This is a genomic window from Paenibacillus sp. W4I10, from assembly GCF_030816325.1.
Classification (GTDB): domain Bacteria; phylum Bacillota; class Bacilli; order Paenibacillales; family Paenibacillaceae; genus Paenibacillus; species Paenibacillus amylolyticus_B.
Window position 1 is genome coordinate 2,082,885 of sequence record NZ_JAUSXX010000001.1, and the last position, 23,510, is coordinate 2,106,394.

A 23,510-nucleotide genomic window follows, 5' to 3' on the forward strand; every position below is an offset into this window, starting at 1 on the left:
CTCCCCCATCAATCAGGTGTTCGCTCGATTCTTCCGAAAATGTGTCCACCCTTTCTTCAGCCAGGCGACACCGTAGATCATAGCCGGAAGGATTAATAAGATGCTGATCGTATACAAGTTAGCTGAAGCGCTAACCAAACTGGAAATACCGGATCCACCGGACACAACCCAGTAAGCAAATACTATGCACAGGAACGAAAGTGGACCAACCACAGGTTTGTAGTCTCGCAAACCAAACCATTCCGCGGTTGATGTAGCAAAGATATATAGAAAAACGGAAATTTTAACGAAAATACCGAAAATCCAGATAGCAATAATAAGGGATTCGATATGTTGCAGAAAGTCCGCAATGGTTATGTATCTAGCTGCGATCATGACCGGAAATACAAATGTATCCGTCAAATCACCAATTAAAAACAGGCAAAACAGATTGGTAACTGTCATTGCAGTTGTTGTAAACACAAGGGAACCCAGCATGACCCGGGTTATTCGTTTTTTTTCATTCACATAAGGTAGCAGAAAAGCCAACACGATATATTCACTAAACCATGCAGCAGGTGCAGCAGCCCCCGTAATAATGGGAATTGGACCCTTCTCCATAAAAGGAAACAGCTCGGCAGGATTCAGTTCACCAATCAATAATATAAAGATCAAAGCCAGTAGCACGATCAGCAGGGTAACAAACACCTGAGAGGTTCGTCCGACAACTTCGATCCCGAGTCTGACATTAATCGCACATACAACAACCATCGTACCCATCACAACAAACAAAGGTGTACGCGGAAGTGCATTATTGACAATGAATTCACCGTATTCCCGAATAATCAAGCCGGTCAGGTGGGGCAAGAAAGCGATATATATCAGGCCGAATAACTTGCCCGGAATCCGACCAATAATCAATACACTGGATTGAATGAGCGTTTTTCCAGGGTACAGACGATCAAGTCCAACGGAAATACCAATAGCAGCCAATCCAACGATAGAACCTATAATTGGAGTCATCCACATGTCATGTCCTGCATAGTGCATTGTAATTCCAGGCACAGATAAGATAGCCGTCGCGAGAATGGCGGGAAAGACCATAAATGCCAATTGAGTCACCGATATTTTCCCTTTGTCAGTCAACATATGTAATCCCGCTCCCTTGTTTGCTCGAAATGTAGATTGTTCTAGTGTGGTTTGTTCCTTGGGGATGGACGCCACCATACATCCTTAAGTTCCTTAGCCATCGTAGGTGCTACCGGTGAGAGATAAGGTGTTCCAAATGAACGAAGACTGCTTAGATGAATGACAACCAAGATGACTCCCAACATGACACCCGTGAGTCCCAGCGTTCCCGCAAGAAACATCATGGGAAAACGTAGTAGACGAGTCGCGATGCTGGCAGCATAGCGGGGTATCATGAAAGAAGCGATACCGGTAATCGCGACAATGATAATCATGGGGGCTGAGACAATTCCGGCACTCGTCGCCGCTTGCCCAATAATTAAGGCTCCCACGATACTGACCGCTGATCCGACCTGCTTGGGCAATCGGACGCCAGCCTCACGCAATGCTTCAAAGGCGATTTCCATAATGAGCGCTTCCACCAGTGCAGGAAAAAGGGATCTCTTCTCTCGCCCGAGCAATACTGAGAAGTAATACGGTAGGAATCATCTCCTGATGAAACGTCGTAATCGCTACATAAGCCGATGGAAGCAGCATAGATAAAACAAAAAAAATGTATCGCAGCCAGCGTACAAAAACACTCATGAACACATTTTGATAATAATCTTCGGGAGATTGTAACATGGAAAAAATGGTTACTGGCGCGATAAGGGTAAACGGCGTTCCGTCAACGAGAATAGCAAACCGACCTTCCAGCAAGTTGGAAGCAACGACATCCGGACGCTCCGTCGCAATCATCTGTGGAAATGGTGAATATCGTTCATCGATAATGCCTTCTTCAATGTATTGACTCTCCAGTACGTCTTGGAGCTTTAAATCGGCAAGTCGTGTCTCCACTTCTTTAACAAGTTTGGGGTCAATAATCCCCTCCATGTATACAAGTGAAATACTGGTGTTTGTACGACCTCCCATGTTACGTGTATGAAGCTTCAATGCAGGTGTCTTGAGACGTTTACGCAAAAGAGACATATTCATGGTCAACGATTCTGTGAACCCATCCCGTGCACCACGCACGGTCGATTCAGCTAACGGTTCTTCCGTTGAACGATTTGCAGCTTGGTATAGAGGGTATGTAGTTCCGCCTATTGAACCGTCCAGCAGTAACAGAGCCTCCCCCTCTAATATGGCCTGTACTGCTTGAGTGGTCGTTTCAACATGCTTAACAGAAGCTAGGGGAACTTGCGCAGCTTCGATCCCCATTTCCTGAATGGGCGTTAGTACCTGTCGTTCCAGCCGCTCCGTATCGCATACACCAACACAATATACGCATAGCGCTGAAGTAAGGCATGCGGTTTGAAATGTATGAAACACAACATCCGAGCAACCTGCAAAAACGGAGCTTAACATTTCTTGATCAACAGCAAGATATCCGGTTAATGGCAGGTCCTGTTGTGTTATCGCTGATGTGTCCATGACGCCTCCCCTTTCCGTAAACGCTCCGTCCAGATATTCTCAGTTAAAGGTATCCTTTACTTATCAGATGGGATATATACGCAAAATATAGAATGCCAAAAAAGCCGCCCTCATGAGCGACTCTGATGATATAGAACGCTATTCATTCCTATGAATCCGTTGATCTTGCTCTTTGCAATTCCCTATTTTCTATTGATCGCTATCCTTTCACAGCACCCAAAGCAACACTCCCAATAATCTGTTTGGAAAATACAGAGAATACAATAATAATAGGCAGGATTGAGATCGCTACACCCAAATACAAGAGCCCATAATCCATTCCATAGTACCCCTGCACTAGTGCAACCAATACCGGAAGCGGATATTTATCCAGGGAGAAAAATAGTACCAGCGGTGTCAGGAAATTATTCCATGATCCGATAAACGTGAATATGCCAAGGGCGGCGATCGCCGGCCCCAGAATAGGCAGTACAATCTGATTGAACGTCCGGAACTCACCGGCACTGTCCACCCGCGCAGATTCAATAATCTCATCCGGGATACTGCTCTCCATGAACTGTTTGATAAAGAATACATTAAACGCGTTAGCCGCAGCAGGCAAAATAATTGCGGCATAACTGTCCAGAAGCCCCAACATACTGAATAGGCGATATACCCCAATCAAGGCCAGTTGACCCGGCACCATCATGGTCGCTAACAGAAACAGAAACAACCAGTTCCGCCCTTTGAATTTAAATTTGGCAAAACCGTATGCGGTCAAAGCACCAATGTACAGAGACAACACGGTTGATGATCCAGCAATGAAAATACTGTTTGCAAATCCACGCCAAATGTTAATTTTCGATACCATGTTCATATAATTATCCACTAAGAACGATCCGGGAAGAAAGGTGAATGTTGAAGCAATCGTTGCATTGTTATGTGTTGAATAGATGAGCATCAGATAAAATGGAATAATGCACAGCACGGCAAGACCAATCAATAAAAGATAGATGATGATCTTGCCTGCCGTCAGTCGCCTTGTGGTGGCATATTGCTGAATCGCTGCATTTGGTTGTTCAACTGATTTTGCAGTTTGCATGAGAACTCCCCTCCCTATGAACGGCTCTTCCGCTTGGTCATGATGAAGGATGCAACGGACAACAGTATGATGATAATAAACAGACAAAATGCGATTGCAGCGCCGTAACCAAAACGAGTACTCTGAAATGCGACATTATAGAGATACATAATGCTTGTCATGGCTGCCCTGTCAGGACCACCATTACCATTGGTTAATGTAAATGGCTGATCAAAAATCTGAATGCCACCAATTATGGATGTGATCATCTGAAACAGAATAATTGGACGGAGCATTGGCACGATGATATGAATGAAAATATGTTTCTTTTTCGCTCCATCCATCTGGGCAGCTTCCAGTAGCGACGGGTCTATCCCCTGAAGACCTGCGAGGTAGATGACCATGGAATAGCCAAAGTATTGGAAAAAGAGAATCGAGGACACAATCAGACGCATAAACCACGGATCATTTTTCCAGTTAATTGGATCTTGTATGATTCCGGTCTGCACCAAAAAATGATTCAGTCCGCCAGACTGCCAGTCAAAAATCAAGCTGACAAGCAACCCAAGGGATGCAGCCGTTACGATATTCGGAAAAAAGTATACGGCCCTGAAAAAGTCCCGTCCTTTGAGCAGCTTATCATTCAAAATAAAGGCCAACACCAGGGAGATCGTCAGCTGCGGAACGACAGATACGCCCCAGATGAACAACGTATTAAACAAGGTTTTGTAGAACAACGGGTCTTGTAGTACGGCGACGTAGTTACCGATCCCTACAAAGTCAGGCGTCGTGATGCCATCAAAGTTGGTAAAACTGATATAAAGCGAATATAAAATGGGATAAAGCCCAAAAATGGTGAAAATAATAAAAAACGGAGCAATGAAGTAGTAGCCGTAATGGTCCTTGCGAATCGTTTTGGCAAACATGTTCTATCCCCCCAGTTATCATCGGATGTGTATATTCATTCGCTTACTTCTAAGCTAATCCACTTCCAGCTCCGGAAATCTCAAGGTGACATCACGTTTGATTCGCTTTACGACTTCTTCTTTGGTCTGAATGTCCTTATTGAGATATAACTGGAGTACAATCTTGTAGATATCATTGTTAATCGTGGCATCATATTTGGTGCGTTCGTATACAGGTACCCGTTTTGCAGCCTCCGAGAAAAACTCGAAATGCTTCTGTCCTCCCAAATAAGACGATGAGAGAGACGGGGCAAGTTCATCATTCACAACCATATTGCTTGTGAAATAATCCTGCTCTTTCGCTAACTCCGACAGAAAGTCGTGGTTAAAGTTATAGAACTCGATAAACTTCCAGGCAAGATCTTTTTTGTCACTTTTACTATACATCGCTATATAAGTTCCGCCTGCACTAAACGCTGAAGGTCCCTGTGCCAATCCCCACAAGCCTTCGGTATCCGGGGCATTTGCCTTGAACGTAAATTGCAGGGCCCAGGTTGCCCCGGGATAGAACATGACCTCTCCTTTTTGCATAGATGCAGCATAACCGGCACTTCCATCATCATACTCGGCAAGTACTTTCCGCTCACGTGCTTCACGTACAAGATCGAGCACTTCCAAGTAGGTTGGATCGATGACGAGTTTGCCTTCCTTCACCCAAGGTATACCATCATATGAATTCGATATAGCGTTCCAATTCGCCAATGCATGCACTTTATTCCCGCTAAGTTGCTGTACCTTCTCTCCAATCTCGAAGATTTTCTCCCATGTATCGATCTGTGAACCCACCTGCTCAGGATCATCGGTGCCCAGATATTTCTTCGCCAAATCCCGACGATAATAGATGCCCCCTGGTGTTCCCTGATAACCTATCGCTCTGACATTTCCTTCACTGTCCTTTTCATTGGCCTGTACAAAAGCATATTGTTCCTGGATAAGTTCATTGGCGTTGTACGGAGAAGCTGATAGATTCTCCAGATAAGGAACGTCAATCAGTTCTCGAATATTCGCATTTTCAATCATAAATACATCTGGAGCCTTCGAGGTTGTCTGTAGCGCAGATTTCAGCTTGGTGATATAGAAATTACCAGGGATGTTGACAAAGTTCACTTTGATGTCAGGATATTGCTGTTCGAATTTCTCGATGGCGTACCCTGCTTCATCCGTAAAACTCCACACAGTAATCTCCTGTTGCTTGGTTTGACTCGATGGACTGAACTGACAACCAGCTAACAACATCGCTGCACATACAAATACAATAGTTGGCTTAAACCAATTCTTCATAGGCCCCCTCCTTCAAAAAGGAAACGCTTACAATTTATTAGAGTATATTGATTTTGGAGAGGCCTTTCTCCACAAATATTGTGCATTACCCTCCATATTTTGTGATATTCGTACGATGTTTTTTACGAAATTCGGAGGGTGTGCAGTCATTATATTTTTTGAAAAGACGGTTATAGGAGTTAACATTGTTAAATCCATGTCCGATCGCAATCTCCAGAATCGTATCCTGACGGAACAATAAGGCCCACTCGGATTTGATAATTCGAAAATGATTCAAGTATTCCATCAGTGTTACGCCCTTGATCTCTTTGAACAGTTTGCAGACATGGAACTTGCTGAATTTAATATGTTCCGCCACCTGTTCCAGCTTGATCGGTTCAGCATAGTGCTCCTCCAGGTATTCACATACCGATTCAAGGAATTCAAATTTTTTGGAGGAAGTACAGGGCCATCCTGAAGATGTTGATTCATCGGTGGGAACCGGTACGATTGTACGTAGTAAAAGTATGATGAGATCATATAATCTGGATACCATTAACCACCGATATCCCGGCTTCTGATTTTTCTTCTCGGTAATGATGACATCTATATAATGAGCCAGATTGCTCTGACTTCCCGTATTCGAGGGAATAACTGTTGTTTTGTTGAAAAGTTGTCCGAGATCCTGAATTTCGGCTTCGGTCGTGAAACTTCCCGTTAACAATTCGAGTCGGAACAAGATAATGGTTAGCTGTTCAGTCCCCGGAAAAAAACAGTGCACATCCCCTGGTTTGATCAGCAGCACATCCCCTTTTTCCAACTCACAAACGTGGTCGTTCACGCCAATTCTGGCGCTCTTACCATTGACAAGAATCAGTTCAACCTCATCATGCCAGTGCGCGGCATAATTGAACTGATTTCCTGTGTGAATTACCCGAATGGGAAAACCTTCTTGCATATGACCTGTCTCCAAAAAAGTGGGTACGCCCATCGTATCACCCTCCATTTATTTCCAAAGAAAAAAACTCCTCGTCTTTATATTATGCACAAATGGCTACTCTCCTTTCTTTTTAAGTATTTAAAATTCTATAGAATGGAAAAAACTCCTCAACTCAGGTTGAGGAGCCGAACAGAATCACGTTCCACGCATTGGATGTCCAGTGTATATAACGTCTCTACGATCTCTCCATTCAGCATTTGGAAGAGAACATGACCTGCAAGCTGGCCTGCATCCCTCTTCGGCTGACGAAATGTGGTTAGTGGTGGATTCATATACTGAGATGCAGGTATATTGTCAAAACCAATTACGGATAACTGCTCAGGAATTGAAATATCATGCTCCCTGAAGGCTTCCAAGCCGCCGATTGCCATTTCATCATTAGCAAAGAAAACAGCGGAGGGCAACTCTCCTTCAAGCAGTTTCTTGGCTGCAATGTAGCCATCTTGCTTCATGTATTGTCCGCCAATTTTCCATTCGGGGTTCTCTTCGATGCCTGCCTCCTTTAAGGCTTTCAAATAACCCTGATAACGATGGAAATTACATTCCGATTGTGACGGACCACTGATATAAGCTATTGTCCGGTGACCTTTATCGATCAGATAACGGGTAGCCAAGTAACCGCCTTGCGTATCACTCATCAAAACCTTTACAATATGTTGAGCATCCAGATCCCGATCCATGACAACAATCGGAAATCCTGCTTCAGATGCTTCAATAAGCAATTGATCTTGAATGTTCTGAGCGATAACAATAGCTCCATCAATTCTTCTTTCTCGGATGTATCGATGGGCTGTTGATTTCTCTCCACCCAACGAACTACATACAATCATATCGTATCCATGACTCATGACGACCGTTTCTATTCCGTTCACCAAATCCGAGAAATATGGACTGGACATGTCATGGACAATAACACCAATGGTTTGTGTACTATTTCGTTTTAATTCCGATGCAGGACCATGCCTAACGTAATTGAGTTGAGTCGCTGCCTCAAGTACTCGGAGTCTTGTCGGCTCACTTACATTCCCTTTATCGTTGAGTACGCAAGATACGGTCGAACTGGCTACACCAGCCATCTTGGCTACATCTTTAATTGTTATCATCCTATATACTCCTCAAAGACAGTTTCATCTGTTTAGTCCATTATGGCAGTAACACAGCAATACACACGGGATAGTTCACTAGCATTTTAACACGTCAGTCCAGTCATGTCTCTTAGCAAAACATCAACTACGAAAAAACATATTAAAGAAACCGAGGTGCCTTCATGAGATTTAGTGAATATGTAATAGGTCAGCGCTACGAAACCACATCCTTGGCATTATCCAAGAGTGATATTATTGAGTTTGCCACAATCTATGATCCACAGTACATGCATTTGGATGAGGAAAAGGCCAAGCAAGGCCGCTTTGGCAGTTTAATTGCTTCCGGCATGCAAACGATGAATATCTCCTTTAAATTATGGATTGAGGTCGGGGTCTATGGAGAGCATGTCGTGGCGGGCACCGGAATGAATAACATTCAATTCCTGAAGCCTGTCTATCCGGATGATGAACTTCATGTCATTGCAGAAGTCATTGGATTGACACCCAGACGAAAAGGAAATGGGATTGTTACCGTGCTGCTGAGTACATTCAATCAGAAGAATCAAAAGGTTTTTCAGGCAGAATTAAGTGCATTAATCGATAATTAAGGGCTGCGAAAGGCCAAAAGAAGCCGCCAATGGGCGACTTCTCATGGATATATTGCGTTTTGTCATATTAGGCGTTGTAGCCCTTCAATACCTGCCCCAAAATCTCTACACCCTTGATAATCTGTTCGTCTGACGGGGTTGAGAAATTAAGTCTGATGGCATTACAAGGGTCTTGCTCGTTCACCAGGAATGCATTTCCCGGTACAACCGCAACCCCTTGAGCTGCCGCTGTCTTGGCATAATCAAGCATGGGCACATGTGCTGGCAGGTCACACCAGAGGAACAGTCCACCATCCGGTTGAGTATAGGTAATGGACTCACCCATATACTCTTGCAGCTTGTCCATCATCAATGTTGCTTTTCTCCGATAGACCTCACGAATACTGTTAATGTGCCCCGCGTAGTCATACTCTGTCATGAACTTGTATGCCAGAATCTGTGGAAGCATAGCCGTATGTACGTCTTCTCCCTGTTTGGCAACAACCATCTTCTCCACCACTTCATGTGGCGCTTGTACAAAACCAACACGCAGTCCCGCCGACAAAATTTTGGAGAATGATCCAACATAGATGACCAGACCCTCATCATCCATAGACTTGATGGTTGGCACATCATCTCCATTGAATCGAAGCTCTCCGTACGGGTTATCTTCCAAAATCATAACGCCATACTTCTTAGCCAACTCGTATATGGCCTTACGTTTCGCAAGACTCGTCGTTACACCGGTAGGGTTCTGAAAACTTGGGATCACATAGATCAGTTTCACATTGGGCTCCGTCTGCAGCGCCTGCTCCAGCTTCTCGATATCCATGCCGTCCATCTCCATCGGAACACCGGCAAGCTTTGCACCGGATGCCCGGAAGGAGTTCAGGGAGCCGATAAAGCTCGGACTCTCACAGATAATCGTGTCCCCTTCATTACAGAACACTTTACAGGCCAGTTCAATCCCCTGCTGCGCTCCAGATACAATGAACAATTGATCGGATGGCTTACCCGTATCAAAACCTGTCTTCAGATGTTGAGTCAAGGCTTCCCTGAGGGGAACATACCCTTCTGTAATTCCATATTGCAGAGCCGTGACCGGGTCTTGCTCCAGAATGGTTTGGGTGAACGTGCGAATTGCTTCAATAGGAAAGGTTTCCGGAGCAGGATTTCCCGCGGAGAATGGAATCACATTTTGTCCCGAAGAAGCCTTCAGAATCTCGCGAATAATGGATGGTTGCAGTGCAGCGATACGATTGGAAAATGAATAGTTCATCTTAAATAGTGCCTCCCGACATTTCATCTGACTTAACTCTCTATCATTACATTAGACTCTATTATACGAGCATTTCCCGAATTTCCAAACTGTCTCCACAAAATTAATGTTTGTACGCCAAAAAAGAGGCCGCCGTCAGCAACCTCTTTCGCATAAGTATTGAGCAAAATTTCAGCCTATTAGCGCGCTGCGTTCATCTCGGATAACCGTGTGGCCTTCACAACATAAGCGGCTAGACCGGGGATCATCCGGGCCAGACCAGGATAGAATTTATTGGTCTTGGCAAAAGCCAGCTTTTGAATTCTTCTTGCACGTCTGAGCAATTGAGTGAATTCACGGCTTGCTTCCAGCGTGTAATTACTCTGCCAATCGGCATGTTCAATGTCGCCTTGCAGGTATTTGTCAGTCCACCTTGCACACAGGAGTGAGGAGCGAAGGGCAATGGACATTCCGTCTCCACATAAGGGTGGTATCATCAGCATGGCATCCCCAATATGCGGATATTGAAACCACGGCTCAGGAACATTGGACAGATGCAGCGGTGCAATCGACACTTGCGTTCCATCTACAGGCTTTCCTTCGGCTAAACGGGCTGCCAAACTCACGTTTGTCAGGGATGCCGCCTGTAAAATATCGTTTACAGACTTGCCACTTCCCTGAACGGTATCCAGTGTCAACAATGCGGCGACATTCACAATGCCATCCTCAATCGGGGAAATGCCCACGTAACCACCCTCGCAAAAATATAACTCTACCCGTGCGGGAATCTCTATCCCGCTGAAGTGGGACTTAACGCCAACGTATATGGTTTGGTCCCGCAGATCAGGTGCGGAAGCCATCCCGCGCGGTTTTTTGGTCCCATGTGCCCCGATAACGGCTTTGGCTCTGTAACTGATCCGCTCATCTCCCTGTTTCACCTGAACCTCATAACTGGCATCCTCAAGCTGCTCGATGCTCGTTATGGTCGCTTTGGTCACAATCTGGGCTCCGGCCTCCAGAGCCTTCTGATGCAAAATCTGGTCCAGCTCATATCGACTTATGCCATATGCAAATCCCGGCAGCGGTGCTTCAATCACTCCGCCTTGTGGCATAACGATTTTGGCATGATCCATGGTGCTGGGTTTCTTCGACTGGTCCAGAAGGTGAATGTCCAGAACTTCTAACATCTCCTTGGTTTCGGGTGACATGAACTCACCGCAGGTTTTGTGCCGCGGGAACTCCTGGCGATCCAGCAAAAGGGTCCGATGGCCTTTCCCTGCCAGTTGCATTGCACATGTACTGCCGGCAATTCCGGCTCCGATGACAATCACATCTATCGATTTCGACACGTAAGCTCACCTGCCTTTCGTGGGAATAACAACAGAGTAACGGAATAAGGGCTTCCATTCATAGGTCATCGTATCATGATTGAGACGTTGTTTAAGTTCCTTCCAATCCCTCCCTGTAAAACCTTTGGCTACGGAAAGAGGCCCATCATGACGAATGTACCGATTGCGCGAGATCATCCGTGTAGTAATCCAGACCGCCTTATAAGATACGGGGTGGCGGTGAATATCATTAATGACGACACCGTATCTGGATGCTCGCAGCATATGAGAAACCATATCAACCAGCTGATCTCCGTCAAAATGATGTACAAACTGGGAACCTGTCACGATATCTGCTGAAGCATCCGGCAGTTGTGTAAGATCGGCACGTTGTACCCGGACTCGGGGTTCGTCACGGAATAGTTGTCTCGCTTCCTCACACGCTTCTTCCGTCAGATCAACCAGCGTAATTTCCAGTTGAACACCCTGACGATCTGCCCATTGCAGTAGTTTCTGGTTCACATCTCCTGAACCTGCCCCCACATCCAGCAGAGTCAGCTTATCCGGCCTGCCGACAGTGTTCCACAACTTCTCTACACCAGCCAGAGTTGGGCCAGGTGCTGCAAATATTTTGTTAAGACGTCTCAGATGTCTAAGCGCTTCACGCAGCTCCTCCCCTCCCAGAGTGAAGTCATCCATCAGCTCATCTTCCTTGGCTCGAATGGACAATGTTCTAAAAAAGGACATGATCGTGCTCCTCCATCACTGAAGTTAATGAGGGTACATAAGTGAATTTCATCAACTCTGCGGTGAGTCCCGGTCCAAATGCCATGGCTACACCATCTGTAGAGGATTGACCCTGTACCTTCATGTCCTCACGCATCGCATTCAGTACAAACAGAATGGTATTGGAAGATAAGTTACCATACGTTCTGAGGACATCCCTGCTATACTTTGTTTGCTCGTCTCGCAGTTTCATTACATTCTGCACAGAGTCCACAATCCCACGTCCTCCCGGATGAATGGCCCATAGTTCAGGAAGCTGTTCACTTTGCAATAAGAGACGCAGTTCCTCTTCCAGGTGAACACCTAACAGCTTTGGAATACGAGGGGATAGATACAGGTCATACCCCAGATTCCCCACCTCCCAGGTCATATCTTCAGTCGAATCCGGAAGAAGCACAGAATAACCCGTGCCCAGACTCAGAACATTCTTGTGCTGAGGTTCTGGTGTACCCACTACACAGGAAGAAGCAGCGTCTCCGAAGAATGAAGCTGCAAACAGCGCTTCCCGATCTTGTACGGGCTGAAAATGAATGGTGCACAACTCTACACAGACCACAAGGACCTGTGATCCGGGAGCTCCCTGCACGACATCTCGTGCCATCTGAATGGCTTTCAACCCTGCGGCACACCCCTGAAAGATCAGCGGCAGTCGATTAACTCGGGCAGACATACCCAAATGACGGATGAGCATAACATCAAGACCCGGAAGATATTGACCGGTGCAGCTGACCGTGATGATATGCGTGATGCTCTTTGGAGATACGCCTGAATCCTCCAGGGCTTTTTCTGCCGCCTCAATCCCGAGCGGAAGCGCCTCCCGCTTGTATGTATTCATTCGTTCTTCCGTTGTCGGGATGTCTGATCGCTCACCAGAGGGCAGATATCGGCATTCTTCCAGTGAACCGAGATAGCTCGGTTCCACGGTATATCGTGTTTCAACACCACAGGACTTGAATATTCGCTTGGCAAAACGGGCCAAATCTGGCCGATCCTTAAGTGAAGAAGCGATTAGTTCTGCAATATCTGACTGTGCTACGGGGTGAGCAGGTAGAGCCGTTCCCATGCCAAGAATCGCGATATCGGATGGACTGTTATATTGGTTCATAATAAACCTCCTGATATTGGTCATTATTTCCTCTAATTTAACAACTCTTACCCTTAACGATATCGTTATAATCTCAAGAAGGCTCCTAATCTAGTTTATTAACACATCCGCAAGCTCAGAAGCTTGGTTTAACCAAGCCATTGAAGCAATCACACCAATGAACGAAAAAAGCCGCCATTAGGCGACTTCAAGGTAACCATATTCCTTCTAAGGTTCATTCTGATACACGTTATTTGGAAAATGCTTCTCTGATCTTGTCACTCATCCGGTACCAGGCATCCTCAGCCATCTGGAGATCCCCAGAATGCGTAAATCCATGAGCAGCTCCCTCGTACTCCTTAAGAGTCACCTTCACACCGCTTGCTTCCAGCCTTGCTGCATATGTTCTTGCTTCTTGGGCCAGTGAATCTTTCTCCGCGGTAATAATCAATGCTTCTGGAAGTCCCTCTAATGAAGTTGCAAGCACAGGTGAAGCCAACGGGTCTTGCGCATCTTCTGGCGTTTCAAGGTACATGGCATTGAACGTTCTCGCGATATCGGCTGGAATGGCTTCTTCAAAACTCGGTTTCTCGGCCGGATCTGTAGCCACATCCAATACGGCATAATCGATAACCTGAAGTACAATAGGCAGCTCGCTTCCACGTTGCTGGTTTAACAAACATACTGCTGCAGCAAGATTACCACCAGCACTATGCCCCCCAATAGCGAATAGAGACGGGTTAACCGAGAAAGATTGCGGATTGGCGTGGACCCACTGTACAACGTCGTAACATTCATGGACCGCTATTGGGAACTTGTGCTCTGGTGCAAGACTGTAATCGATATTAACGACCACACAATCAGATCGATCAGCGATCAGGCGACACCATGGATCATCCATCTCTGCTTGTCCCAAGATGAAACCACCCCCGTGCATATTGAAGAAGACCGGCAGAGGAGCGGAATGGTCCCTATCCGGTGTATACACAAGTACACGTGTATCACCTTTAGTCGTAGGAATCATGACTTCTTTTACTGTGACAGCATACGTGGAACCGGGTTGAAGAGCTGCACCTGTACCGACGACATTTTGACGCATACGTTGTACCATTGCCAGTTGTTGTTGTTGATCCATAGATATCACTCCTTTAGTGGATTGCCAATACGCCTTCTTCCGTTGTCACTTTAAGTATAGATGACACTCGTCTATTCCGTCATGTGCAATTCATTCGATATGTATTGATCAACATGCTCAAACGTGGACCAAAATTACCCACCCCTGCTCTTAATGCTTCAATGTTAGCATTCAGTGCCAGGAGATCGGTTTGGATCCGTGCTTGTTTCCTTTTTTTTGTGGAACATCATCCAGACACCCATCAAACAAAATAAAACGCTGCACCCCATGCCAAACAAGCTACTTGTTTTTAATGCAAGAGGTGAGCCCTGCATGGTAAGTAATGTCGCTTGGGTCACCACGATGGATACCATCGCATCGGTGAAGTTAATCATTTTCAATGTAGATATGATTGGGTTATGGAGATGACGGTTCGCCCAGGTACCATACACGGCAAAAACCAGCTTCGTAAAAGCGACTGTAGATACGATATACACGATGATACCCTCATATATGAAGGCATCGCCGATTAGATACATTCGCAGGCAGACCATTGAATAGGACGCGCCCAGTAAACACAGGAACAGACCTCCGCGCTTATATACCGTAAGCTCTAATCTATATCTTTCTTCGGGAGAGCCCATCCTCTTGGTAACTGTATATTTATGGAGCACTTGGCCTTTTGCCACACACAGAATCAGATAATATACAGCATTTGTAATGAACCATCCCGAAAGCAGATATATGCCCAGGATTAACTTGCCTATCCCTGTTACAGCATTGATAACAAGGGAAGCCACATTAAACAAGGCTGTTCGATCTTGTTTATTTCCAAGGTAATGGAACCAAATGGACTTCAAATATGTCTTCATTTTCATAGGATATTCATTCTGTTAGAGAAGCAGACCATTAGCCTTTTACCTACCTCATATATTTCTTCTTATCTCTTACCGTTCAGAGAATCCCGAATCCTTTTCGGAAGGGATTGGACAACCATATCGTAAGAGTGATCGATCATGACGTAGACATCCTCATCGGACAATGAACCATCCAGCGTAATGGTATTCCAGTGTTTTTTGTTCATATGATATCCCGGTTGAACTGCTTCATGTTGCTCTCTCAGGTTCTCTGCAATAATGGGATCACATTTTAAGTTTAAACGACAGTGCTTTTCTTTGTTGTCAAAAATAAGGGCGAACATCTTACCCGCAACCTTGATCGCGACTGGATCAGGCCCAAATGGATAATCCTTGATCGCACCTTTCTTGTTCAAACTGTATTCAATCATCGTATCCTTCAAGTCAGTACCTCCCTTTCACCAGTGGACGATATAATGATACCGAATGTAAGTTCGTATGTAAATAAGCTCATTGCACATAAAAGCACATAATAAAACCTCCTCCAAATGAATGGAGAAGGTTTTATCTGGATTTATTTAACTCTTAATTGGCTCTATCATTCCTAGTTTTGCTGCTGCGGCTGAATGAGCCATGGTTTGATTTACTGCTACTGCTGTTTGATCTATTGCTATTGGGTCTACCGTCGTTTGAACGGCTACTGTTTGATTTACCACTCTTGGCAAACCATTCGGATTTGGGCTTGCGTGCCGGGTTAGCTTTGGACTTCGCCGGTTTGCCTGCAGCCGATTTGTTGAACGAAGGTTTACTGCCTGATGCTTTGCTGGTTTTATCAAACACAGGTACACCTGTCATTGGATACGGATGACCTTTCACTTCAGGAATCGTCTTTTTGATTACTTTCTCGATATCCTTCAGGAATGGAAGTTCATCCTTCTCACAGAACGAGATGGCCATCCCGCTTTTGCCTGCTCGACCTGTACGGCCAATACGGTGAACATACGTTTCCGGAATGTTAGGCAGGTTAAAGTTAATGACATGTGACAGTTCCTCCACGTCAATTCCTCTTGCCGCGATATCCGTCGCAACTAATACACGTGTTGCACCACTCTTGAAGTTGTTCAGTGCCCGTTGTCTCTCGTTCTGAGACTTGTTGCCATGAATAGCCTGTGCTGTAACATTCACTTTGGCCAAATCACGTGTAACCCGGTCAGCGCCGCGCTTCGTGCGTGTGAACACCAATGCCGTGACGATGGATTTATCCTCCAAAATTTGATTCAACATATGTTGCTTCTTGCCGTTCTCCAGCAAATATATAGATTGCTCAATGCGGTCTACCGTTGAAGATACCGGTGTGATTTCTACTTTGACTGGATCAACCAACAGGGTTTTAACCATTTTGGTAATTTCAGGAGGCATCGTAGCTGAGAAGAACAGCGTCTGCTTTTTGTTCGGCATTTTGGCAATAATTCTTTTCACATCATGAATGAAACCCATATCCAACATCCGGTCTGCTTCATCCAGAACGAGAATCTCAACCATCTTCAGATCAATACGTTTCTGGTTAATCAGATCGTTCAATCTGCCAGGTGTCGCGATAATAATATCTGCACCTTGATTCAGCGCACGCTCTTGTACTTTTTGCGAAACGCCGCCAACGATTGCCGTACAACGAATGTCCGTATACCGGCTATATACCTTGATGTTATCCGCGATCTGAATAGCCAGTTCTCGTGTTGGTGTCAAAATTAATGAGCGAATATGTCGTGCGGACTTTGATCCTTGTCCTTTGGATCTTTCGCTTAATAATTGAATGATCGGCACCGAGAATGCTGCTGTCTTGCCTGTTCCTGTCTGTGCACATCCCAGCAGATCTCTGCCAGCTAATACAGCTGGTATGGCCTGTTCCTGTATAGGGGTAGGATTAGTATAATTCGCTTTGCTTAACCCTTCCATAATAGAGGGAATAATATTTAAGTCCTTAAATGTCATGTTGTCTCCTTCATTTACGCACATCTATCAATAAGACGCATCTTTTATTTCACACGTAACGTATAAGGATACCATTAAAAACGTAATCTGTACATTATCTTTTTAATATCACTTTGTTTAACTGACCAATTTAAGACCGACTGCCGATCCGAGCACCATAGCGATAAACAGAATTCTTAGGGCATTTCGAGGTTCTCCATAAAACACCATGCCCAGAATAGCACCACCGGAGGCCCCGATTCCCGTCCATACGGCATATGCTGTCCCCATCGGAAGGGTTTCCATTGCAATGGACAGGAACAGGAAGCTTAAACCAAACCCGACTACCAATAGAACCAGTGAAATGAGATTACGGTCTTTGTGCAACTTGTTTATCATAAGCACTCCGACCATCTCAAATACCCCTGCCAAGATAAGAAATACCCAGTTCATTATAGCTGCACCTCCTTATTCTTCTCTTTGCTCAGCATTTTAAGCCCGATTACGCCGAGTAAAAGTACACCAATGAGTACCATTTTTCCGGTTTGGACAGGTGCATTAAACAGAACAATCTCTGCAAGCACTGTACCTGCGGTACCCAGGCCAACAAATACTGCATACACGGTTCCCACAGGCAGTGTCCGCGAAGCTGCAATCATCAAGGAGAAGCTAATGATAATTGCAACCAACGTAAACCCCCATTCCAGCAGACTACTGGCATGTTTCAATCCAATGACCCAACCCACTTCAAACAATGCAGCAATCACAACCGACATCCACGTTTTATTCATTCCTGTAACTCCCTTTCTCTAATTCATTTTTTTTACACCCAGTATGGGTACATTAGCGTAAAAACAAAAAAAGCCCGGGAAACAAACTGCATGTAGCAGTTCATCTCCCAGGCTTTTATCCCTCCGTGGCACAACCAACAGGTTGCGGGTTTTCTCTCGGACCAGACCGACACATCCATCGCGGAACCCTAGAAAACCTGTTTTTATTCTAATGTGACTCCAATTATACACACTTCCACTATCTTGGCAACCCCGTAAATGTGATCATGCCCTTTATTTGATAATCAAACCCATTAATCCTACAAATGTGGCGGCTTGATGTGGTGAAATCACACAACCGTTGAGATCTTCCATGGTCAGTACCAAGGAGTCAAATTCGCAATCGCTAAGATCCAAATCCTTCATTTTGGTCCCCGTTAAGGAAGCTTGGTCGATGTTACATTGACTGAACTCCATTTTTTGCAGTGCCAGATAGGCAAAGTCCGCACCAATCAAGGTACATTCCGAGAAGGAGACCTGTTTCAAATGGGCAAAACGGAAATTGCTGTAGTCACCTAGACCATGAAGGAAACTGACATTTTGCAATCGACTATTGGAAAAATCAGTTCCGACAAACTTGCAGTTATGCCATTCGATCCGATGCATGAAGGCACCAGAGAGATTGACATTGGAGAAGTCGCAGTGTTCGAACCGGACATCGGTGAATTCAAATTGTTCCAAGGTAGACTCCGAGATTGTCACATATCTAAATACAACATTTTCAAAGGAAACCTTACTCGCTTCCTGTTGATCCAGCATGATATTCTCGATCAGTTTGTGTTTGTACTCAACTTTGGATTCCAGGAATGCAATCGTTTCCGGTTCGAGCAACTGCTCCTGAATCTTGGGTTTGTCCATTTTCATATCGTATTCCCCGATTCCTTCATAGCTACGACTCGCAGTCGGCTTCTGTCCAGATACCACTGTCCATCCCGCATCAGTTGTGGCTGTACCCTTTTCTCGACAGCTTCCATAATAACATCCTGTTCCGCAGGTGTGATACCACTGAATAAATACTCCGCGAAATTGGTCAACCACTTTCTGGCACCTGGCTTGAACGGGGTAAATTGATCAACGTGCTGGGCCAGACTAACTCGAAATCCGTGTTGCTCCAGAAGATTAGCATATTCGCCAATGGTCGGGTGATACCACGGATTCCGACCTTCCCATTGGTATCCACGGGCATCCAGTTCTTCCTGTACCGCTGTAATTAATATAGCCGTGTTGCCATTTGCAGCAAACTCAGCCACGAATCGCCCGCCCGTCTTGAGCGCTGACTGTATTGATTGTACTACAGCTGGAGCATCCTTTATCCAATGCAGAACGGCATGAGAGAAGACAGCATCAAACGGTTCTTCTGTCCGATAATGACAAGCATTTGCTACTTGAATATTCATATCAGGGTATTTCTGTTTAGCTTGCCTAATCGTCTCTTCTGAAAAATCTATACCTGTTGGCAGCGCTCCTGCGACTGCAATTTTGGCTGTCAAATCCCCATTGCCACAACCCACATCAAGAATACGTTCACCTTGGGATGGCTGGAGCAAGGATAGGATAGGTGTTTCCTGTAACGCTGTAAAAGGAGCGGACTGACCACTCCATGATTCGTTCGTTTGACCGGATGAATGTCCGTTATTCATAGAATATAATCTCCTTCTCAATTAAGGATCTAATGTATCTATAATAACTTTAATATAAGAGAAGTGTCAATTCACTCAATAGATAACTATAAAAAAAGCCGCCGAATGGCGACTTTAACATTAAGAATTCGGATCAACTGAGATTTCCAGTTACCGGATGCGGTACATACGCCTCTTCGAGGAAACCGATCTCTTCCGCAGTCAGCTTCACCGTAAGGGCTGCTATTGCATCCTCCAGATGATGAATTTTGGTCGCGCCTATAATTGGTGCGGTTACTGCCTCTTGGTGCAACAACCAGGCCAGAGCGACCTGAGCACGAGGAATCTCCCGTTGCTCAGCTACTTTCAAGACTCGCTCCACCACTTGACGATCAGCATCGACCATTGCATTCTCATAGAATGCCTTCCCGGCAGGGTCGATTCCTGAACGCGCAGTCTGTTCATTCCAATCCCTTGTCAGACGTCCTTTGGCAAGAGGACTCCACGGAATAACGCCGACGCCTTCTTCCTGACATAATGGCAGCATTTCACGCTCTTCTTCGCGATACAACAGGTTATAATGGTTCTGCATGGAGATAAACTTCGTCCACCCATGACGCTCAGCTGTATATTGGGCTTTCATGAACTGCCAGGCGTACATCGAAGAAGCTCCAATGTATCTGACTTTTCCGGCCTTAACTACATCATGAAGAGCTTCCATGGTTTCCTCAATAGGAGTTGTATTATCCCATCGATGGATCTGATACAGGTCTACGTAATCTGTGCCCAAACGCATGAGACTGTTGTCGATTTCGTTCATAATGGCTTTTCTGGACAGCCCCGCCCCGTTGGGTCCTTCATTCATGCGGAAAAACAATTTGGTCGCCAGCACAATCTCATCCCGACGGGCAAAGTCCTTCAACGCACGTCCAACAATTTCCTCACTGGTTCCATCCGAATAGATATTGGCCGTATCGAAGAAATTAATACCAGCATCCAATGCTTTCTGGATGAACGGTCGACTCTGCTCTTCATTCAGGGACCATGGAGCCATTCCGCGTTCCGGTACACCGTAACTCATGCAACCTAGACATAATCTGGAGACATCCAGACCGGTACGTCCTAATTTCACATATTCCATATTTCACACTCTCCTTGAATTTGTTCTGTAAACTGATATTGTCTCGACCTCTTCGGTAACTAGCTCTAACCAGCATGTGAAGTATATCTCTCGATGTACGGAATTTTCTTCATACTTAATTTGTGATTCGAGCCTGTCAATCAAAATTTGCCTCACATGGTTTGATAACCACTTCATCACCTTGTTCACCCAACTTTTCGAATAAACTTTAATCGCTTGGCTCTGTTAACATACTCTTAGTATGCCGAGTCATGGGCTGCAAGCGGTATATCAATCGTCTTAATTGATTGCCTGATCCTCTCAGGCCCCCTTTTGGTTCTGTACGGTAAGCTTTATAATGTAAGCAAGTTAAATCCGTGAGGAGGATACGTATGACCGAAGAATTATTTCAATCAAAACAGGAATTGAGTGACCTAATCGAACGCCATTCCCACCATAACGGTGCAATGGAAACGGCGATTCCTTCCCTGTTTGTCTATCACCATTCCAAGATTAGTGAACCGGCATACAGAGTATATAAACCTTCATTTTGTGTGATTGTTCAAGGGTTGAAAGAAGTATTGCTCGCACAGGAGCGTTATGAATACGGACCTTCCAATTACCTGATTGCTTCCATGAATCTTCCGGTCATCGGCCAGATTATCAAGGCATCCACTGATGCACCCTACTTAAGTCTCAAACTCGAATTCACACCGAACCAAATTCTCGAAGTACTTAACGAATGCAATATCAAGGTAACATTCAACGAAAACGCCAGACGAGCCATGTTTGTAGGTCAGATGGAATCGTCCATTCAGGACGCTGTACTCCGACTTGTTCGATTGTTGGATACGCCGGGAGAGATTCCGTTTCTGACTCCGTTGTACGTTAAAGAAATCCTGTTCCGCCTCCTTCAAGGGCCTTACGGAGGAGAACTCGCGCAGATTGCGGTTGAAGGTAGCAGCACTTATCGGATCAGAGAAGCGATTGAGTACATCGTTCATCATTGGGAACAGCCATTTCGCATTGAAGATCTGGCTGAGACCGCCAGCATGAGCGTCTCTTCATTCCATCGTCACTTCAAAGAGATTACAGCTATGAGCCCATTACAATTCCAGAAACAATTAAGATTACAGGAAGCCCGGCGACTTCTGATGGCCGAATCTGCTGATGCGGCAGATGTAGCATTTCGGGTTGGTTACGAGAGTGCGTCTCAGTTCAGCCGCGAATATGCACGCATGTTCGGTGCGCCTCCAAGAGCCGATATCCGACGGCTGAAAGAGAAATATGATATGGCCTTGAGTGAGTAACCGAGTATGCACTCTCTATCTCACAAAAAGGCAAACCAAAAAGGACAACCACAATGGGTTGTCCTTTTTTCAGTATCAGAATTCTGCGTAATTGCTTTTGGAATTTTTCAAAATACTCGTATTTATGAGAAGGAAATCGGAACTGTTCCCTTAATTTTTGAACAAGATTAGACCAATACTTCGACCCGTTCAGGAACCTTGATCTCTTCGTGCAATAATTGAGCGATATCACGAGTCAGTGCATCCACATTCTCTTGACGAGTTGCCCAGCTGGTGCAGAACCGTACCGCACTGTGTGTATCGTCAACCTTTTCCCAGAAGGTGAACGTATAACCGCTGCGTAATTTCTCAAGCAAACGATCAGGCAGAATCGGAAACTGCTGGTTGGTTGGTGAATCGTACAGGAAGCGCACCCCCTGCTGTTCAAGTGAGTCATGAATTCTCAAGGCCATATCTACGGCATGGCGAGAAATATCGAGGTACAGACCATCTTCGAACAACGTTACAAATTGGATTCCCAGCAATCTGCCTTTGGCAAGCAGGCCACCTTTTTGTTTGATCATATAACGAAAATCCGGTTTCAGTGCATCTTTCAGGATGACAACCGCCTCTCCCATCAATGCGCCAATCTTGGTTCCCCCGATGTAAAATACATCACACAAGCGTGCAAGGTCAGCAAGTGTCATATCGCAATTGCGTGAAGCGAGTGCATATCCAAGACGTGCTCCATCCACGAAAAACGGAAGACCACATGCTCTGCTCACTGTATGCAATGCTTGCAGTTCTGCCTTGCTGTACATCGTTCCATTCTCCGTTGGTTGGGAAATGTAGACCATTCCTGGTTGAACACAGTGTTCCGGTGACGACTCATTCATGTGCGCATCGTAGACTGCTCTAACCTGCTCAGGCGTGATCTTTCCGTCCTCGCTTGGAACCGTGAGTACCTTATGACCCGTTGCTTCAATAGCCCCCGTCTCATGAACCGCAATATGTCCTGAGCTCGCTGCAATTACACCTTGATAAGGACGCAAAATAGATGCAATCACCGTTGTATTTGTCTGTGTACCGCCAACCAAAAAATGAACATCAGCTTGCTCATTGTCACATGCCTGACGAATAAGCATTCTCGCCCGTTCGCAATGCTCATCCGTGCCATACCCGCTCGTCTGTTCCATATTGGTTTCCATCAGTCTTTGTAAAATTCGTTCATGCGCACCTTCGTTATAATCACATTCAAATCGTATCATCGTGTTGTCTCTCCTGCCTTCTTGTTCAACTTCTCTTGTATGTTCATCATGGAGGTGTATACCTCTTGAATCTCTTCTTCATTCAATTCTTGCATCAGCTTCAGGATCTGTTGATCGGATCGATCATTCAATTGGGCATACAGTTCCTCACCCTTGGCTGTCAGACGAATCAGACTGACCCGGCTATCGGCAGCAGAATTCACTTTCACCAGCAGTCCTTCCTTGGACAGCTTGTTCACAATTCGGCTCATGTAACTGCGATCAATGGTCAATGTATCTACCAGATTGTTCGCAATGCTCTCCCCCCGAATTCCAATCTCAATAATGACTCGTACTTCTGCAAACGAATACCCAGTTCCGAGAATATGCTTGTCGAGTACACCAAGTATGTTGGTATAAAAACGGTTAAAACGTCGCATGTCAGCCAGTATATCTGGATTTATGTACTG

At 45.3% G+C, this 23,510-nt stretch carries 25 protein-coding genes and 1 riboswitch; of the genes, 2 read left to right on the forward strand and 23 right to left on the reverse strand.

Annotated features, from left to right (window positions below):
- Nucleotides 1–12: 12 nt before the first annotated feature.
- The 8 genes from QF049_RS09245 to QF049_RS09280 form a co-directional block, all read right to left on the reverse strand.
- A complete protein-coding gene (locus QF049_RS09245; RefSeq protein ID WP_167483557.1) occupies nucleotides 13–1,128 on the reverse strand; it encodes a GerAB/ArcD/ProY family transporter in 1,116 nt (371 codons plus the stop codon).
- Between the two features lie 41 nt (nucleotides 1,129–1,169).
- Entirely contained in the window at nucleotides 1,170–1,574 is a 405-nt protein-coding gene (locus tag QF049_RS09250; RefSeq protein ID WP_307536788.1) for a spore germination protein, read from the reverse strand.
- Entirely contained in the window at nucleotides 1,558–2,580 is a 1,023-nt protein-coding gene (locus QF049_RS09255; RefSeq protein WP_307536789.1) for a spore germination protein, read from the reverse strand. Before QF049_RS09255 ends, QF049_RS09250 begins: the two co-directional genes overlap by 17 nt.
- Nucleotides 2,581–2,779: 199 nt before the next feature.
- Nucleotides 2,780–3,661 (reverse strand): carbohydrate ABC transporter permease, encoded by an 882-nt coding sequence (locus tag QF049_RS09260; RefSeq protein WP_124114594.1) that lies wholly within the window; start codon nucleotides 3,659–3,661, stop codon nucleotides 2,780–2,782.
- Nucleotides 3,662–3,675: 14 nt separating this feature from the next.
- Complete coding sequence (locus QF049_RS09265; RefSeq protein ID WP_091016465.1) at nucleotides 3,676–4,566, reverse strand: carbohydrate ABC transporter permease; 891 nt, start codon at nucleotides 4,564–4,566, stop codon at nucleotides 3,676–3,678.
- A 54-nt stretch (nucleotides 4,567–4,620) separates the two neighbouring features.
- A complete protein-coding gene (locus QF049_RS09270; RefSeq protein ID WP_307536792.1) occupies nucleotides 4,621–5,886 on the reverse strand; it encodes an ABC transporter substrate-binding protein in 1,266 nt (421 codons plus the stop codon).
- 85 nt (nucleotides 5,887–5,971) lie between these two features.
- Nucleotides 5,972–6,856: an AraC family transcriptional regulator gene (locus QF049_RS09275; RefSeq protein WP_190945632.1), complete on the reverse strand. Its 885-nt coding sequence runs from the start codon at nucleotides 6,854–6,856 to the stop codon at nucleotides 5,972–5,974.
- 116 nt (nucleotides 6,857–6,972) lie between these two features.
- Nucleotides 6,973–7,968, reverse strand: a complete 996-nt coding sequence (locus QF049_RS09280) for a LacI family DNA-binding transcriptional regulator (protein WP_307536795.1) — start codon at nucleotides 7,966–7,968, stop codon at nucleotides 6,973–6,975.
- 164 nt (nucleotides 7,969–8,132) lie between these two features.
- On the opposite strand from QF049_RS09280, the gene QF049_RS09285 reads away from it, so the two are divergent.
- Nucleotides 8,133–8,558 carry a MaoC family dehydratase gene (locus tag QF049_RS09285; protein ID WP_124114590.1) on the forward strand — a complete coding sequence of 142 codons (426 nt, stop codon included), beginning with the start codon at nucleotides 8,133–8,135 and terminating at the stop codon, nucleotides 8,556–8,558.
- 67 nt (nucleotides 8,559–8,625) lie between these two features.
- Here the strand turns inward: QF049_RS09285 and QF049_RS09290 are convergent, their stop codons facing one another.
- The 13 genes from QF049_RS09290 to QF049_RS09350 form a co-directional block, all read right to left on the reverse strand.
- Complete coding sequence (locus QF049_RS09290) at nucleotides 8,626–9,816, reverse strand: aminotransferase-like domain-containing protein (protein ID WP_307536798.1); 1,191 nt, start codon at nucleotides 9,814–9,816, stop codon at nucleotides 8,626–8,628.
- Between the two features lie 179 nt (nucleotides 9,817–9,995).
- Complete coding sequence (locus tag QF049_RS09295) at nucleotides 9,996–11,144, reverse strand: NAD(P)/FAD-dependent oxidoreductase (protein ID WP_307536800.1); 1,149 nt, start codon at nucleotides 11,142–11,144, stop codon at nucleotides 9,996–9,998.
- Between the two features lie 6 nt (nucleotides 11,145–11,150).
- Entirely contained in the window at nucleotides 11,151–11,870 is a 720-nt protein-coding gene (locus tag QF049_RS09300) for a methyltransferase domain-containing protein (protein ID WP_307536802.1), read from the reverse strand.
- Nucleotides 11,857–13,014: a type III polyketide synthase gene (locus QF049_RS09305; protein ID WP_307536805.1), complete on the reverse strand. Its 1,158-nt coding sequence runs from the start codon at nucleotides 13,012–13,014 to the stop codon at nucleotides 11,857–11,859. The genes QF049_RS09300 and QF049_RS09305 overlap by 14 nt, the downstream gene beginning before the upstream one ends.
- 229 nt (nucleotides 13,015–13,243) lie before the next feature.
- Nucleotides 13,244–14,128, reverse strand: coding sequence for an alpha/beta hydrolase (locus QF049_RS09310; RefSeq protein ID WP_307536807.1), 885 nt, complete (start codon nucleotides 14,126–14,128; stop codon nucleotides 13,244–13,246).
- Between the two features lie 164 nt (nucleotides 14,129–14,292).
- Nucleotides 14,293–14,985, reverse strand: a complete 693-nt coding sequence (locus QF049_RS09315) for a hypothetical protein (protein WP_307536809.1) — start codon at nucleotides 14,983–14,985, stop codon at nucleotides 14,293–14,295.
- A gap of 62 nt (nucleotides 14,986–15,047) precedes the next feature.
- Nucleotides 15,048–15,407, reverse strand: a complete 360-nt coding sequence (locus tag QF049_RS09320; RefSeq protein WP_307536811.1) for an MmcQ/YjbR family DNA-binding protein — start codon at nucleotides 15,405–15,407, stop codon at nucleotides 15,048–15,050.
- Between the two features lie 142 nt (nucleotides 15,408–15,549).
- Entirely contained in the window at nucleotides 15,550–16,956 is a 1,407-nt protein-coding gene (locus QF049_RS09325; protein WP_307536814.1) for a DEAD/DEAH box helicase, read from the reverse strand.
- Between the two features lie 117 nt (nucleotides 16,957–17,073).
- Nucleotides 17,074–17,388: a DMT family transporter gene (locus QF049_RS09330; RefSeq protein WP_307536816.1), complete on the reverse strand. Its 315-nt coding sequence runs from the start codon at nucleotides 17,386–17,388 to the stop codon at nucleotides 17,074–17,076.
- A complete protein-coding gene (locus tag QF049_RS09335; protein ID WP_150367338.1) occupies nucleotides 17,388–17,726 on the reverse strand; it encodes a DMT family transporter in 339 nt (112 codons plus the stop codon). Before QF049_RS09335 ends, QF049_RS09330 begins: the two co-directional genes overlap by 1 nt.
- Before the next feature lie 102 nt (nucleotides 17,727–17,828).
- A riboswitch (guanidine-I (ykkC/yxkD leader) is annotated at nucleotides 17,829–17,929 on the reverse strand.
- 70 nt (nucleotides 17,930–17,999) lie between these two features.
- A complete protein-coding gene (locus tag QF049_RS09340) occupies nucleotides 18,000–18,629 on the reverse strand; it encodes a pentapeptide repeat-containing protein (protein ID WP_307536819.1) in 630 nt (209 codons plus the stop codon).
- A complete protein-coding gene (locus QF049_RS09345) occupies nucleotides 18,626–19,405 on the reverse strand; it encodes a class I SAM-dependent methyltransferase (protein ID WP_307536821.1) in 780 nt (259 codons plus the stop codon). Before QF049_RS09345 ends, QF049_RS09340 begins: the two co-directional genes overlap by 4 nt.
- Nucleotides 19,406–19,538: 133 nt before the next feature.
- A complete protein-coding gene (locus QF049_RS09350) occupies nucleotides 19,539–20,525 on the reverse strand; it encodes an aldo/keto reductase (RefSeq protein WP_307536823.1) in 987 nt (328 codons plus the stop codon).
- A 371-nt stretch (nucleotides 20,526–20,896) separates the two neighbouring features.
- On the opposite strand from QF049_RS09350, the gene QF049_RS09355 reads away from it, so the two are divergent.
- Nucleotides 20,897–21,814: an AraC family transcriptional regulator gene (locus tag QF049_RS09355; protein WP_307536825.1), complete on the forward strand. Its 918-nt coding sequence runs from the start codon at nucleotides 20,897–20,899 to the stop codon at nucleotides 21,812–21,814.
- Nucleotides 21,815–21,981: 167 nt separating this feature from the next.
- Here the strand turns inward: QF049_RS09355 and QF049_RS09360 are convergent, their stop codons facing one another.
- Nucleotides 21,982–23,061 (reverse strand): threonine aldolase family protein, encoded by a 1,080-nt coding sequence (locus tag QF049_RS09360; protein ID WP_307536827.1) that lies wholly within the window; start codon nucleotides 23,059–23,061, stop codon nucleotides 21,982–21,984.
- Entirely contained in the window at nucleotides 23,058–23,480 is a 423-nt protein-coding gene (locus QF049_RS09365; RefSeq protein ID WP_124114576.1) for a MarR family winged helix-turn-helix transcriptional regulator, read from the reverse strand. The genes QF049_RS09360 and QF049_RS09365 overlap by 4 nt, the downstream gene beginning before the upstream one ends.
- Between the last annotated feature and the right edge of the window lie 30 nt (nucleotides 23,481–23,510).

Coding starts and splice junctions, on each gene's coding strand:
- QF049_RS09245 (WP_167483557.1), bottom strand. CDS start 1,128: ATGTTGACTGACAAAGGGAAAATATCGGTGACTCAATTGGCATTTATG.
- QF049_RS09250 (WP_307536788.1), bottom strand. CDS start 1,574: ATGGAAATCGCCTTTGAAGCATTGCGTGAGGCTGGCGTCCGATTGCCC.
- QF049_RS09255 (WP_307536789.1), bottom strand. CDS start 2,580: ATGGACACATCAGCGATAACACAACAGGACCTGCCATTAACCGGATAT.
- QF049_RS09260 (WP_124114594.1), bottom strand. CDS start 3,661: ATGCAAACTGCAAAATCAGTTGAACAACCAAATGCAGCGATTCAGCAA.
- QF049_RS09265 (WP_091016465.1), bottom strand. CDS start 4,566: ATGTTTGCCAAAACGATTCGCAAGGACCATTACGGCTACTACTTCATT.
- QF049_RS09270 (WP_307536792.1), bottom strand. CDS start 5,886: ATGAAGAATTGGTTTAAGCCAACTATTGTATTTGTATGTGCAGCGATG.
- QF049_RS09275 (WP_190945632.1), bottom strand. CDS start 6,856: ATGGGCGTACCCACTTTTTTGGAGACAGGTCATATGCAAGAAGGTTTT.
- QF049_RS09280 (WP_307536795.1), bottom strand. CDS start 7,968: ATGATAACAATTAAAGATGTAGCCAAGATGGCTGGTGTAGCCAGTTCG.
- QF049_RS09285 (WP_124114590.1), top strand. CDS start 8,133: ATGAGATTTAGTGAATATGTAATAGGTCAGCGCTACGAAACCACATCC.
- QF049_RS09290 (WP_307536798.1), bottom strand. CDS start 9,816: ATGAACTATTCATTTTCCAATCGTATCGCTGCACTGCAACCATCCATT.
- QF049_RS09300 (WP_307536802.1), bottom strand. CDS start 11,870: ATGTCCTTTTTTAGAACATTGTCCATTCGAGCCAAGGAAGATGAGCTG.
- QF049_RS09305 (WP_307536805.1), bottom strand. CDS start 13,014: ATGAACCAATATAACAGTCCATCCGATATCGCGATTCTTGGCATGGGA.
- QF049_RS09310 (WP_307536807.1), bottom strand. CDS start 14,128: ATGGATCAACAACAACAACTGGCAATGGTACAACGTATGCGTCAAAAT.
- QF049_RS09315 (WP_307536809.1), bottom strand. CDS start 14,985: ATGAAAATGAAGACATATTTGAAGTCCATTTGGTTCCATTACCTTGGA.
- QF049_RS09325 (WP_307536814.1), bottom strand. CDS start 16,956: ATGACATTTAAGGACTTAAATATTATTCCCTCTATTATGGAAGGGTTA.
- QF049_RS09330 (WP_307536816.1), bottom strand. CDS start 17,388: ATGAACTGGGTATTTCTTATCTTGGCAGGGGTATTTGAGATGGTCGGA.
- QF049_RS09335 (WP_150367338.1), bottom strand. CDS start 17,726: ATGAATAAAACGTGGATGTCGGTTGTGATTGCTGCATTGTTTGAAGTG.
- QF049_RS09340 (WP_307536819.1), bottom strand. CDS start 18,629: ATGAAAATGGACAAACCCAAGATTCAGGAGCAGTTGCTCGAACCGGAA.
- QF049_RS09345 (WP_307536821.1), bottom strand. CDS start 19,405: ATGAATAACGGACATTCATCCGGTCAAACGAACGAATCATGGAGTGGT.
- QF049_RS09350 (WP_307536823.1), bottom strand. CDS start 20,525: ATGGAATATGTGAAATTAGGACGTACCGGTCTGGATGTCTCCAGATTA.
- QF049_RS09355 (WP_307536825.1), top strand. CDS start 20,897: ATGACCGAAGAATTATTTCAATCAAAACAGGAATTGAGTGACCTAATC.
- QF049_RS09360 (WP_307536827.1), bottom strand. CDS start 23,061: ATGATACGATTTGAATGTGATTATAACGAAGGTGCGCATGAACGAATT.
- QF049_RS09365 (WP_124114576.1), bottom strand. CDS start 23,480: ATGCGACGTTTTAACCGTTTTTATACCAACATACTTGGTGTACTCGAC.